At 69.6% G+C, this 12,854-nt stretch carries 10 protein-coding genes and 2 tRNA genes; 9 read left to right on the forward strand and 3 right to left on the reverse strand.

Going from position 1 to position 12,854, the window contains the following annotated elements; genetic code table 11:
• Positions 1-72: 72 nt before the first annotated feature.
• Positions 73-1,398 (reverse strand): zinc-dependent metalloprotease, encoded by a 1,326-nt coding sequence (locus V5P93_RS05695; protein ID WP_104478348.1) that lies wholly within the window; start codon positions 1,396-1,398, stop codon positions 73-75.
• A 79-nt stretch (positions 1,399-1,477) separates the two neighbouring features.
• Here V5P93_RS05695 and V5P93_RS05700 point away from each other — a divergent pair, with 79 nt between their 5' ends.
• Entirely contained in the window at positions 1,478-2,593 is a 1,116-nt protein-coding gene (locus V5P93_RS05700) for a PDZ domain-containing protein (protein WP_245931174.1), read from the forward strand.
• 23 nt (positions 2,594-2,616) lie between these two features.
• On the opposite strand, the gene V5P93_RS05705 is transcribed toward V5P93_RS05700, so the two are convergent.
• Positions 2,617-3,174, reverse strand: a complete 558-nt coding sequence (locus tag V5P93_RS05705; RefSeq protein ID WP_104478349.1) for a PPA1309 family protein — start codon at positions 3,172-3,174, stop codon at positions 2,617-2,619.
• Between the two features lie 251 nt (positions 3,175-3,425).
• On the opposite strand from V5P93_RS05705, the gene V5P93_RS05710 reads away from it, so the two are divergent.
• Both V5P93_RS05710 and V5P93_RS05715 read left to right on the forward strand, forming a co-directional pair.
• Complete coding sequence (locus tag V5P93_RS05710; protein WP_104478350.1) at positions 3,426-6,431, forward strand: UPF0182 family protein; 3,006 nt, start codon at positions 3,426-3,428, stop codon at positions 6,429-6,431.
• Between the two features lie 398 nt (positions 6,432-6,829).
• Positions 6,830-6,903 (forward strand) — tRNA-Met (locus tag V5P93_RS05715).
• A 233-nt stretch (positions 6,904-7,136) separates the two neighbouring features.
• Here the strand turns inward: V5P93_RS05715 and V5P93_RS05720 are convergent.
• Positions 7,137-7,210: transfer RNA gene (locus V5P93_RS05720), tRNA-Met, on the reverse strand.
• A gap of 818 nt (positions 7,211-8,028) precedes the next feature.
• Here V5P93_RS05720 and V5P93_RS05725 point away from each other — a divergent pair.
• From V5P93_RS05725 to V5P93_RS05750, 6 genes are all read left to right on the forward strand, one after another.
• Positions 8,029-8,529 (forward strand): PadR family transcriptional regulator, encoded by a 501-nt coding sequence (locus V5P93_RS05725; RefSeq protein WP_104478722.1) that lies wholly within the window; start codon positions 8,029-8,031, stop codon positions 8,527-8,529.
• A 52-nt stretch (positions 8,530-8,581) separates the two neighbouring features.
• Complete coding sequence (prfB, locus tag V5P93_RS05730; RefSeq protein WP_104478351.1) at positions 8,582-9,682, forward strand: peptide chain release factor 2; 1,101 nt, start codon at positions 8,582-8,584, stop codon at positions 9,680-9,682.
• Between the two features lie 90 nt (positions 9,683-9,772).
• The gene (gene ftsE, locus V5P93_RS05735; RefSeq protein WP_104478352.1) at positions 9,773-10,462 is read left to right on the forward strand and encodes a cell division ATP-binding protein FtsE; all 690 of its coding nucleotides are present in this window, start codon (positions 9,773-9,775) and stop codon (positions 10,460-10,462) included.
• Between the two features lie 59 nt (positions 10,463-10,521).
• Positions 10,522-11,424, forward strand: a complete 903-nt coding sequence (gene ftsX / locus V5P93_RS05740) for a permease-like cell division protein FtsX (protein ID WP_104478353.1) — start codon at positions 10,522-10,524, stop codon at positions 11,422-11,424.
• Between the two features lie 10 nt (positions 11,425-11,434).
• On the forward strand, positions 11,435-11,911 hold the full coding sequence (smpB, locus tag V5P93_RS05745; RefSeq protein WP_104478354.1) for an SsrA-binding protein SmpB: 477 nt from the start codon (positions 11,435-11,437) through the stop codon (positions 11,909-11,911).
• A 10-nt stretch (positions 11,912-11,921) separates the two neighbouring features.
• On the forward strand, positions 11,922-12,848 hold the full coding sequence (locus V5P93_RS05750) for an amidohydrolase family protein (protein WP_104478355.1): 927 nt from the start codon (positions 11,922-11,924) through the stop codon (positions 12,846-12,848).
• The last annotated feature ends 6 nt before the right edge of the window (positions 12,849-12,854 follow it).

Consider the following 12,854-nt stretch of genomic DNA (forward strand, 5'->3'; position numbering starts at 1 on the left):
GGGGGAGCTGCTGGGGGATCGATGGAAGAAGGGCCGGGGGACCCCCGGCCCTTTCACCTCAGTCTGCTGCCGTCAGGACTCGTCTTCGTGCTGGTCGCGTTCGGCTTCCTCGGTGCGTTTCAGTTGGGCGATCGGGTCGTCTTCCAGGGTGTCCGCGCCGCCCAGGCGGTCGCTGAACTCCAGGGGGTCGTCCAGGTCCGACGCCGTGGGCATCAGGTCCGGGTGGGCCCAGAGGCCATCGCGCTTGTCGATGCCGTGCTGGTCGGTCACGAGTCGCCAGAGGGAGGTGGCGGCTCGGAGGCGGCGGGGGCGCAGTTCGAGGCCCACGAGGGTCGCGAAGGTCTGTTCGGCCGGTCCGCCCGAGGCGCGGCGGCGGCGGAGGGTTTCGCGCAGCGCGTCGGCGCCGGGGAGGCGGTCACCGACCGCGTCGCCCACGACGATGTCGACCCAGCCCTCGACCAGGGCCAACAGGGTTTCGAGGCGGGTCAGGGCGGCCTTCTGCTCCGGGGTGGTCTGCGGTTCCAGCAGACCCGACTGCATGGCCTGCTCGATGGTCTCCGGGCTGCTCGGGTCCACCTGGGTGGCCAGCTGTTCCAGCGCCGAGATGTCGACCTTGATGCCGTCGGCGAACTCCTCGACGGTGGCCAGCAGCCGCTGGCGCAGCCACGGCACGTGCGCGAAGAGGCGCTGGTGGGCGGCCTCGCGCGCGGCGATGAACACCATCACCTCGCTGGCCGGGCGCTCGAGGCCCTTGGTGAACTCCTCGATGTTGGCGGGCAGCAGCGCCGCCGTCCCCACCGGGCCCAGCGGCAGGCCGATGTCGGTCGCGGTGAGCACCTCGGAGCCGAGCTGGGCCAGCGCGTTGCCCAGCTGCGAGCCGAAGGCCATGCCACCCATCTGCCCGACCATCGCCAGCAGCGGACCCGCCTGCTGCTTGGCCTCCGCGGGCAGCGCCTCGACCCAGGCGCCCGCCATCCGCCTGGCCACCGGGTCGCACAGCCGCTGCCAGGTGGGCAGCGTGTGCTCGATCCAGTCGCGCGCGGTCCACGCCCTGGTGGCCGTGGCGCCCGCGGGCAGCGTGGTCACCGGGTCCAGCCACATCTCGGCCAAGTGCACCGCGTCGGTGACGGCCTTGGCGGCCTCCGGCGGCGCGGTGAAGCCGATCTGGCCGCCGAGCTTCTGCACGGCGATCTGCTTGGCCAGGTCGTAGTTGACCGGCCCGCTCGACGAACCCGCCTGGCTGATCATCTGTCCGAGCTGGCTCAACATCTGCCCGAGCTGGTCGAACGGGTTCCCCCCGGCACCGCCCGGACCACCCGGACCCGGGTTGTTCGGGTCCTTGTTCTTGTCCCGGTCGTCGGGGTCCGGCGCGCTGAAGCCGAACGTGAACTCGCTCATGGGTCCACGGTACGCGGCGTCGCCAGCCGCGCGCCGTCCGGTGATCCGCCGTCGGCGAACGCACGTACCCTGTGCGTTTGTGAGCACCGCACCGGATGCCCCAGCGACCCAGCAGCCCACCCCGGACGCCGGGTCGCCCCCGGCGCCGTCCCCACGGACGCTGTCCCGGCGGGGGTGGACGGTCATCGTGGCCTTCGTCGTGTCGCTCGGCCTGTTGCTGGTCGGCCTGCTGGTGCCCATCCCGTACGTGTCGCTTGGCCCCGGCCCGACCTACGACACCCTCGGCTCGGTCGAGAACGTCCAGGTCGTGTCCGTCGACGGCGCGCCGACCTACCCGACCAGCGGTCAGCTGCGGATGACCACCGTCTCGGTGAACAGCGAGATCACCCTCTTCGGCGCGCTCGGCCTCTGGGTCAGCGGCCGCTACGCGCTGGCCCCCCGCGAGGACTACTTCAAGCCGGGGGAGACCGAGGAGCAGATCGAGCAGCAGAACACGAAGATGTTCCAGGACTCGCAGAGCAACGCCGAGATCGCCGCGCTGCACCACCTCAAGTACCCGACCAAGCCCATCGCCAAGGAGATCACCACGGGCGCGCCCGCGGACAAGGTGCTCGTGCCCGGCGACGAGTTCGTCGAGGTCAACGGCAAGAAGATCACCGTGGCCACGGACGTGCGGGCGGCGCTCGCGGGCACCAAGCCGGGCGACACCATCCCCGTCACCTACCGCCGCGACGGCCAGGAGAAGCAGGGCACCATCACCCTGGGCACCTCGACCGACTTCGGCGGCGACCCCCAGGCGGAGGGGTTCATGGGGGTGCGCACCACCGACCGCCCGGACGTGGACTTCAAGACCACGATCCACCTGGAGAACGTGGGCGGTCCCTCGGCCGGGTTGATGTTCTCGCTGGCCATCGTCGACCGGCTCACCCCCGGTGACCTCGCGGGCGGGCAGAACATCGCGGGCACCGGCGAGATCGAGGAGGACGGCCGGGTCGAGCGCATCGGCGGCATCCCGTTCAAGATGACCGCCGCCAAGGAGGCGGGGGTCACCACCTTCCTGGTCCCGGAGGGCAACTGCGCCGAGGCCAAGGACAACGCCCCGGACGGCCTGCGGCTGGTGAAGGTGGCCACCCTCGACGACGCGGTCGCCGCGCTGGACAACCTGAAGGCCGGGCGGCCGGTTCCGGGCTGCTGAGGACTGGGGTTCCGGTGCCGGGCTCAGTCGCGCAGGGTGTCGAGCAGCGCCGCGGTGAGGTTGGCGGCCAGGTCCGGGTGCTCGACGAGCTCGTCGATCGGCTCACCCGATCCGGTGGAATCGGGATTCGTGCTGGCGACGGCGCGCAGCCGCAGCACGCAGGCGACCGAGCCGTCGCGCAGCGCCGCCGCGACCAACCGGGCCTCGCGCGCCTGGGGGTGCTCGGCGGCGAGCCTGCCCAGCGTGTCGCCGTCGGCGGCGGGCAGGTCGGCCTCCGCTTCCGGCGGCAGCATGACGATCTCCTGGACCAGCGCGCAGCCCACCACCGCGGGCGGCCACATGATCGTGGTCAGCGCGGCGCCGAGGTCGCCGTCGGGCAGCGCGTCCTGCGCGACCGGGGTCAGCGTCGACGCCGGGTCCACCTGGTCGGCCAGCTCGGGGCGCTCGTCCAGCAGCTGCGCGGTGGGCACGAACGCGAACAGCTGCGCGGGCTGGTCCCACCCGCCCGCGTTGACGAACTCCTCGACCTCGCGGGTGGCGGCGGGCAGGTCGTGGGTACCGGGATCGCTCACGACGACCATGGTCGCATCCGGCGCGCGGCCCGATGCCGAGCGGTCGGGCCGGTGATCGCCCGGGGTGGGCGCGTTCGCCGGGAGTTATCCACATGCTCGCCAGTCATCCACACAATTCGGACACCCTCGCGGGAACCCGAACCGGTCCTAATAGAGTTGAACAACCAGGGCGGTCCGCCCACCCGTCGTCCGAACCGTGCTAGTCGAGCAGTTGGTTGAAGTTAGTACGTCGATAGTCCGCTACTGATGGAGCGTGCCCAGTGGCCACTCGGCCCCCGATCGGCCTGCCGAAGCTGTCCCGGCGCAGCCGCGTCCTGCTCTACATAGCCGCCGCCCTGATCCTGCTCCTGCTGGTCGGCTCGCGGCTGCTCAACACCTACGTGAACTGGCTGTGGTTCGGCGAGGTCGACTTCCGGTCGGTGTTCACCACCGTCCTGTGGACACGCGTCGTGCTGTTCTTCGCCACCGGCGCGCTGGTCGGCGGTCTGCTCGCGGTGAGCCTGTGGGTGGCCTACCGCACCCGCCCGGTGTTCGTCCCGGTGTCCAGCACGGACGATCCACTCGCCCGCTACCGGTCCACGATCGTGGGCCGGGTCAAGCTGTTCGGCATCGGCCTGCCGGTGATCATGGGCGTGATCGCGGGCTCCGCCGCGCAGTCGGACTGGCAGCAGGTGCAGTTGCTGCTCAACGGCTCCGACTTCGGCGTCACCGACGCGCAGTTCGGCATCGACCTCGGGTTCTACGCGTTCACGCTGCCGTTCATCACCTGGCTGATCAACTGGTTGTTCATCGCCGTCGCGGTCGCCTTCTTCGGCGCGCTGATCACCCACTACCTGTTCGGCGGGATCCGGTTGGCGGGCAAGGGCGGGCAGCTCGCCGCGCCCGCGCGCATGCAGCTGTCGATCACGGCGGGCGTGTTCGTGCTCGTCTACGCGGTCGACTACTTCTTCGAGCGCTACGAACTGCTCTTCAACAACCACGACCTGTTCAGCGGCGCGAACTTCACCGACCTCAACGCGGTGCTGCCCGCCAAGCTGATCCTGATGTTCATCGCGGCGTTCTGCGCCGTGGCGTACTTCGCGGGCGCGTTCCTGCGGAACCTGCAGCTGCCCGCCATCGCCACCGCGCTGCTGATCCTCTCCGGGATCCTGGTCGGCGCGGCGTGGCCCGCGATCATCCAGCAGTTCTCCGTGCGGCCGAACGAGAACGCGAAGGAAGCGCTGTCCATCCAGCGCAACATCGACGCCACCCGGGCCGCCTACGGGCTCACCCCGAACAAGGTCAAGACCGAGGACTACCCGGGCGTCACCACCGCTTCGCCGCAGCAGATCCGGTCCGACCAGCGCAACCTCAACACCATCTCGAACGTGCGCCTGCTGGACCCGAACATCCTCGCCCGCACCTTCACCCAGCGCGAGGGCCGGGAGAACTTCTACGGCTTCCCGGACAAGCTCGACGTCGACCGCTACACCGTCGACGGCAAGACCCAGGACTACATCGTCGCCGCGCGCGAGATCAAGACCAGCGGGCTCACCGAGACCCAGGGCGGCTGGATCAACCGGCACATGGTCTTCACCCACGGCAACGGGTTCGTCGCCGCGCCCGCGAACACGGTCAACTCGGCGCTCGGCGAGGGTGACGACCAGGGCGGGTACCCGGTCTTCAAGGTCAGCGACCTGGCCAACAAGGGGCCGATCAAGGTCGACCAGCCGCGCATCTACTACGGCGAGCTGGCCACCGACAACTACGCCATCGTCGGCGGCAAGGACAACGGCAGGCCGCTGGAGTACGACACCTCCACGAGCACGTCCGGCTACGACGGCAAGGGTGGTGTGGCGATCGACAACCTGTTCAACAAGTTGGTCTTCGCCGCGTACAACACCGAGCGCAACATCCTGTTCTCGTCGCAGATCGGCGACGGCGCCAAGATCATGTACAACCGGAGCCCGCGGGACCGGGTGAGCAAGGTGGCGCCGTGGCTGACCCTCGACGGCGACCCGTACCCGGCGGTGGTCAACGGCCGCATCCTGTGGATCATCGACGGCTACACCACGCTGGAGAACTACCCGTACGCCCAGCGCACCGCCCTCGGTGAGGCCACCAACGACTCGCTCGGCGGGGTCCAGGACAACCGCACGATCAGCTACATCCGCAACTCGGTGAAGGCCACCGTCGACGCCTACGACGGCACGGTCTCGTTGTACTCCATCGACGACAAGGACCCGGTCCTCAAGGCGTGGGAGGGCGTGTTCCCCGGCACGGTGAAGCCGGGGTCGGAGATCAGCCCGGAGCTGCGCTCGCACTTCCGGTACCCGGAGGACCTGTTCAAGGTCCAGCGCGAACTGCTCTCCCGCTACCACGTGGCCGACGCGAACGAGTTCTTCTCGCAGAAGAGCTTCTGGAGCGTCCCGCGCGACCCGACCGAGGACGGCGCGTCCAACGGCGCGAACACCAGCGGGGACAAGCAGCCGCCGTACTACGTGCTCGCGCAGGCGCCCGGGCAGGAAACCGCGACCTTCCAGATCACCAGCGCGCTGACGCTGCTCAGCCGTGACTTCCTCGCGTCGTGGGTATCCGCGTCGTCCGATCCGGACGACTACGGGCAGATCAGGGTGTTGCGACTACCCTCGACCGGCCAACAGGCGGAGGGGCCGGTGCAGGTGCAGAACCGGTTCCAGACAACCCCGAAGGTCACCGAGAACCGGACGCTGCTGCAGAACCCGAGCGTCACACCGACCTACGGCAACCTGCTGACGTTGCCGGTCGCGGGCGGGTTGCTCTACGTGGAACCGCTCTACGTGCAACGCAAGGACGCGAACTCCTTCCCGCAGCTGGCCCGGGTGCTCGTCGCCTTCGGCAGCAAGGTCGGGTTCGCGCCGACGATCGACGAGGCACTGGACGAGGTGTTCGGGGAGGGCACGGGCGACACCGCGACCAAACCGGGGCAAACCGGCGGCGGCACGTCGACACCGCCGACCACGTCGTCGTCGCAGCCACCGACGAGCAGCGCGCCACCACCGAGCACCGGGGGCGGCACCAGCGCCGAGGTCGACGCGGCGGCCCAGGCGATCGACAGCGCCCTGGGCAACCTCCGCCAGGCCCAGCGCGACGGTGACTTCGCCGCGATCGGCAAGGCGATGGCCGACCTGGAGGCCGCGGGCAAGCGCTACCAGGACGCGCGGGCCAAGGCGGGCGCCACACCGTCCACCCCACCGTCCTCACCGGGCGCCTCACCCTCACCCACCCCGCCCTCCGGTGGCGGCTGACGCCCCCTGAGCTAGTCCCCTGACGCGGCCACCCGGCCGGGCTGACCTCCAGCCCACCGGGTGGCCGCGTTGCGTTCCGGGCCGTGCTCGACCCTGGACTGCGGTGCGGGGCCGTTTCGCGGGCGGCTCGCCGTGGTGGACCGGTCGTCGTCGCGGGCCACGGACCGGGGTCGGCTCGTCGTTCGGCGCGACCGACCGGGTGCGCCGCGATGATCCGGACGATGTCGTGGGCAGGGCCTGGGTTGGCCGCGGTTGCGGAGGGGCCACAGACCGAAGCGCGACTCTGGCTGCCGTGCGGTTGGTGTTGGGTCTCTGGCCAGGGCTGATCCGCCGCGGCTGTGTTCCCGGGCACGCGATTTGCTTTCCTCCGCGGCCCCCTGTAGTGTTCATTTTACCGACGCGGGGTGGAGCAGCTCGGTAGCTCGCTGGGCTCATAACCCAGAGGTCGCAGGTTCAAATCCTGTCCCCGCTACAAACGACGAACGGCTCTACTGGCACTTAATGCCAGTAGAGCCGTTCGTTTTGTGTTGAGGACATGCCGTCCCATGCGCTGCGGTGCGGGCAGGCCTGCCCCTGGTCCAGGTCATCGTTGCACCGCTGGTGGGTGCGGTGGCGAGGTGGGCCTGGGGCCCGAGTGGTGGGTGTGGCTGGGGAGTACGAGAAAACGAAATGCCCGTGTGCTGAGCACACGGGCATTTCGTCTTGTAGCGGGGACAGGATTTGAACCTGCGACCTCTGGGTTATGAGCCCAGCGAGCTACCGAGCTGCTCCACCCCGCGTCGGTAAGAGAAGACTATCAGGGGGCTCAACCGGCTTTTTCAGGGGGGTGGGGTTGGGGGCGCGGAAGGGGGGCGCGGGCCGGGGTGGGGGGATCTTGGGGAATGGGGTGCGGGGGTGGGGCGGTGGGTGGAATGTCCTCTGTGGATGGTCGGTGTAACCCGGGTCATTTAGTGAGGACTGTCCTCAGCGGCGGGGCGGGGTTCGGGTGGGGCGCGCGAGCGGGAGCGCGGGGAACGGGTGACATATCGATCAGCACTGGTTTCGGTGTGAGTGTTCGACTGGGAGGCCGGGAGTTCGAGTATGGGCGAGGTTCCGGCGTGCGCGTGCATCCGCACGGTCGTCTGCGGCACCTGTTTGGCAGTGGGGGTTTTCGGCCGTGGTGTCCACACTGGACCGGTCCACCCTGGTCCGCCCGGCGGCGCTCCCGGTGTGACAGTTTTCCCATCAACGCATCGTTCGTCGAGGGTTCGCCGGGGCTCGTGGCCCGTCCGGGCGGCCCGACCTGGGGGATTGGACGTGATCTAGGCCACATCGGCGGGTATTTTCCGGCCGATTCCCGCTTCTCGTACCGACTACGGGGCGCCGTCGGGGCGCTGGGCCGAACGGGTTGTGGGGTGGGAAGAGATCCACTCCTTTGGGGGAGCAAGTCGCTGCGGTCCACGTGGGACCGTCCGGTTTTGGGCCGGATGGGGCCTCTCGCTTGCGCGATCGGTCCCGGGTCGAATGTCCTTCCGGGGCGCGCGGGCGATCAGCCACTGTGGACTGCGCTGCCTGGCCACTGTGGACAGCGCGGCGCATACGTGGGACCGTGGTCAACGTGTCTGAATTGAATGCAACCGCCGCGGCTCTTCTCGGACTGCTGCACGAGGGACCGCAGACCGGTGGTCAACTCGTGTCCGCCGCCAGGGAGCGCTTCGGCTCTTTCTTCAGCGTCACCCGCAGCCAGGTCTACCGGGAGCTGCCCGCGCTGGCGGACGCCGGTCTGGTCCGGCTCGGGAAGCAGGGGCCCCGTTCCAGCCAGCAGTACGTGATCACCGCCGCGGGCAAGAAGGCCTTCAAGTCGTGGCTCGGCGGCGAGCCGGGTCCGGACCACCTGCGCAGCCCGCTGATCCTGCGCCTGGTGCACGCGAGCACGCTCACCGCCAAGCAGCGCGTGGGACTCATCGACTCGGCCAAGCAGGTCTACAACGGCGAGCACGAGGCGGCCAAGACGGCCGTCAAGACCGCCGAGGACCCGTACGCCAAGGCAATCGCGGAGTTCGGCGTGGCGCGGGCCAAGGCCGTGCTGAAGCTGCTGGACTCCATCCCGAAGTCCTAGTCGGCAGACCTCCGCCGCAGCGGCGGCGCCCGTGTCCGCGTAGTCTTCCGACGTGAACCCGGACGTCGCCGCCCTCCTCAAGGAACTCTCCACCTCGCTGGCCAACGTCGAGGCGGTGATGGACCTCGAAGGCCTGCGCGCGCAGATCGCCGAGCTGGAGGAGCAGGCCGCCAAGCCGGACCTGTGGGACAACCCCGACGAGGCCCAGCAGGTCACCAGCAGGCTGTCGCACCGGCAGGGTGAGCTGCGCCGGATCGAGGACCTGCGCTCCCGCTTCGACGACCTCAGCGTGCTCTACGAGCTGGCCGAGGAGGACGGTGGCGACGCCGACACCACGGCCGAGGCGGACGCGGAGTACGCCAAGCTCAAGGGCGACATCTCGGCGCTCGAGGTGCGCACCCTGCTCTCCGGCGAGTACGACGGCCGCGACGCGCTGATGACGATCCGGTCCGAGGCCGGTGGCGTGGACGCCGCCGACTTCGCCGAGATGCTGATGCGCATGTACCTGCGCTGGTCGGAGCGGCACGGCTACTCCATCGACGTCTACGACACCTCCTACGCCGAGGAGGCGGGCATCAAGTCGGCGACCTTCAAGGTCACCGCGCCCTACGCCTACGGCACGCTGTCGGTCGAGCAGGGCACGCACCGCCTGGTGCGCATCTCGCCGTTCGACAACCAGGGCCGCAGGCAGACCTCGTTCGCCGCGGTCGAGGTCGCCCCGGTCGTGGAGCAGACCGACCACGTCGAGATCGACGAGAAGGACCTGCGGGTCGACGTGTACCGCTCGTCCGGTCCCGGTGGCCAGGGCGTCAACACGACCGACTCCGCGGTCCGGCTGACCCACCTGCCGACCGGCATCGTGGTGTCCTGCCAGAACGAGCGCTCGCAGCTGCAGAACAAGGCCTCCGCGATGGCCGTGCTGCAGGCGAAGCTGCTGGAGCGCCGCCGCCAGGAGCAGCAGGCCAAGATGGACGCGCTCAAGGACACCTCCACCGGCTCCTGGGGCAACCAGATGCGGACCTACGTGCTGCACCCGTACCAGATGGTCAAGGACCTGCGGACCGAGTTCGAGGTGGGCAACCCGAGCGCCGTGCTCGACGGCGACATCGACGGCTTCCTGGAGGCCGGGATCCGCTGGCGCCGCACCCGGTAGTAACGGCCCGAACACACGCTGTGACCTGCGGAAACCATAACGGGGCAGCAGGCTACGGCTCGATAACGACCAGAGGTAGACTCGCCGACCGTGATCCGGCTCGAACAGGTTTCCAAGGTCTACAAGACCTCCACGCGGCCCGCACTGGAGAACGTTTCCGTGCAGGTCGACAAGGGCGAGTTCGTCTTCCTCATCGGCGCGTCGGGGTCCGGGAAGTCGACCTTCCTGCGGCTCCTGCTGCGCGAGGAGGTGCCCAGCAAGGGCCGGGTCTACGTGGCCAACTTCGACCTGACCCGGATGGCGCGCCGCCGGGTGCCGCGGCTGCGGCAGTCGATCGGCTGCGTGTTCCAGGACTTCCGGCTGCTGGCGAACAAGACGGTGGCGGAGAACGTCGCCTTCGCCCTGGAGGTCATCGGCAAGCCCCGGCACACCATCCGCAAGGTGGTGCCGGAGGTGCTCGAGCTGGTCGGCCTGGAGGGCAAGGCGGGCCGGATGCCGCACGAGCTCTCCGGTGGTGAGCAGCAGCGCGTGGCGATCGCCCGGGCCTTCGTGAACCGGCCGCTGATGCTGCTCGCCGACGAGCCGACCGGAAACCTGGACCCGGACACCAGCCAGGACATCATGCTGCTGCTGGAGCGGATCAACCGCACGGGCACCACCGTCCTGATGGCCACCCACGACCACTCCATCGTGGACTCCATGCGGCGCCGGGTCGTCGAGCTCGACCTGGGCCGGGTCGTGCGCGACGACGCCCGCGGCGTCTACGGCGTCGGCCGCTAGCGCCCCGCCACCGCCCGCCGAGAAGAACCGCCCCGGACAAGCGAGGAACCCCACCCCCGATGCGTGCCAGCTTCGTGTTCAGCGAGGTCGTGACCGGTCTGCGCCGGAACATCACGATGACCATCGCGATGATCATCACGACCGCCATCTCGCTCGCCCTGCTCGGCGGTGGTCTGCTGGTGGTGCGGATGATCGACAAGACCAAGACGCTCTACCAGGACAAGGTCGAGGTCAGCGTCTTCCTGACCAACGACATCTCCGCCTCCGACAGCGGGTGCGTCAACGACCCGTGCAAGGGGTTGCAGGCCGCGCTGCGCGCCGACCCGGCGGTGGAGGAGGTGGCCTACGAGAACCGGCAGGCGTCCTTCGAGCGGTTCAAGCGGATCTTCGAGGCGCAGCCGGAGCTGGTGAAGCTGACCCGGCCGGAGTCGCTGCCCGCGTCCTTCCGGGTCCGGCTCAAGGACCCGGACCGGCCGGAGGTCATCACCCAGGCCTACAGCGGCAAGCCGGGCGTGGACAACGTGGTCGACCAGAGCGAGTTCCTGGACCGGTTCTTCAACGCGCTCAACGGGTTCCGGAACATGACCTTCGCCATCGCGCTGTTCATGGCCGTGGCGGCGCTGCTGCTGATCTCCAACACCGTGCAGCTGTCCGCGTTCACCAGACGCACGGAAGTCGGGATCATGCGCCTGGTGGGCGCGACCCGCTGGTACACCCAGCTGCCGTTCCTCCTGGAGGCCATGGTCACCGGGTTGATCGGCGCGCTGCTGGCCATCGGGTTGCTGGTGCTGCTGAAGATGTCCTTCCTGGACGACGTGCTGGCCGACCCCATCAAGGCGAACGTGGTGCGGTCGGTGGACGGGATCGACATCCTGCTGGTGTCGCCGTGGCTGATGCTGGTCGCGCTGGGCATTTCGGCTGTCACCGGATATGTCACGCTGCGCCTGTACGTCCGCACGTAAAGTCTGGTCCATGGCTAAGGAACGCGGCCGCAAGGCGATCGTGACCAACCGCAAGGCCCGTCACGACTACTCGATCATCGATACCTACGAGGCCGGTGTGGTCCTCGTGGGTACCGAGGTCAAGAGCCTGCGCGAGGGTCGCGCGTCGATCGTCGACGCGTTCGCCACGGTGGACGACGGCGAGGTGTTCCTGCGCAACCTGTTCATCCCGGAGTACACGCAGGGCACGTGGACCAACCACGAGCCGCGGCGCACCCGCAAGCTGCTGCTGCACCGGGCCGAGATCACCAAGCTGATCGGCAAGATCAAGGAGACCGGGGTCTCGCTGGTCCCGCTGTCGATGTACTTCAACGACGGCAAGGTGAAGGTCGAGCTGGCGCTGGCCCGGGGCAAGAAGGCCTACGACAAGCGCCAGGACCTGGCCAAGCGCGACGCCAACCGGGAGATCGCCAAGGCCATGGGCCGCCGCGCCAAGGGCATGGCCTAGGCGCGCGGTCGTGTCCGGACCGGGGTCCGATGCCGAGGTCGCGGCGTGGGTGCGCGGCCTCGGGCTGTCGGGGCTGGTGGACGTGCACGTGCACTTCCTGCCGGAGCGGGTGCAGGAGAGGGTCTGGGCCTACTTCGACGACGCCGAGCGCCGCTACGGCCGGGCCTGGCCGATCCACTACCGCTCGTCGGAGGCCGAGCGGTTGGCCGCGTTGCGGGGGCTCGGCGTGGTCGGGTTCGCGCCGCTGGTCTACCCGCACAAGCCCGGCATGGCCGAGTGGCTGACGTCGTGGGTCCTGGACTTCGCCGCCCGCGTGCCCGAGGCCGTCCCGACCGCGACGCTGTTCCCCGAACCGTCCGTCGCCCGCTACCTGGGCGCGGCGCTGGCCGCCGGTGCCCGGTGCGTGAAGGCGCACGTGCAGGTCGGCGGCTACGACCCGCGCGACCCGCTGCTGGCGCCCGCCTGGGGCCTGCTGGCCGAGGCGGGGGTGCCGGTGGTCGTCCACTGCGGACACGGGCCCCTGCGCGGCGCGCACACCGGTCTGGCGGTGTTCGAGGAGGTGCTGCGCGCGCACCCGCGGCTGGTCGTGGTGCTGGCGCACGCGGGCATGCCGGAGCTGTCGGGCGCGTTGGACTTGGCGGAGCGTCATCCGGGCGTGCACCTGGACACCACGATGGTGGGGGTCGGGTTCACGCTCGGCGACGCGCCGCTGCCCGCGGACTGGACCGCGCGGCTGGCCGACGTGGCCGACCGGGTCGTGCTGGGGACCGACTTCCCGAGCATCCCGTACGACTACGCCACCCAGCTGCGGGCCATCGCGGACTGGGCGCGGGCCCCTGAGCTGGGGGAACCGTTCCTGCGGGCGGTGCTGCACGACAACCCGGCCCGGCTGCTCGCTCTGGGCGAACGCCAGCGGGAAACAAACACCACCCGATAGAGGTTG

The sequence above is a fragment of the Actinokineospora auranticolor genome, assembly GCF_041897805.1.
Taxonomy (GTDB): domain Bacteria; phylum Actinomycetota; class Actinomycetes; order Mycobacteriales; family Pseudonocardiaceae; genus Actinokineospora; species Actinokineospora auranticolor.

Bases quoted from the DNA above. Each gene is read 5' to 3' on its own strand.
- smpB (WP_104478354.1), top strand. From the start codon at position 11,435: ATGGCTAAGGAACGCGGCCGCAAGGCGATCGTGACCAACCGCAAGGCC.
- V5P93_RS05695 (WP_104478348.1), bottom strand. From the start codon at position 1,398: ATGAGCGAGTTCACGTTCGGCTTCAGCGCGCCGGACCCCGACGACCGG.
- ftsX (WP_104478353.1), top strand. From the start codon at position 10,522: ATGCGTGCCAGCTTCGTGTTCAGCGAGGTCGTGACCGGTCTGCGCCGG.
- V5P93_RS05705 (WP_104478349.1), bottom strand. From the start codon at position 3,174: ATGGTCGTCGTGAGCGATCCCGGTACCCACGACCTGCCCGCCGCCACC.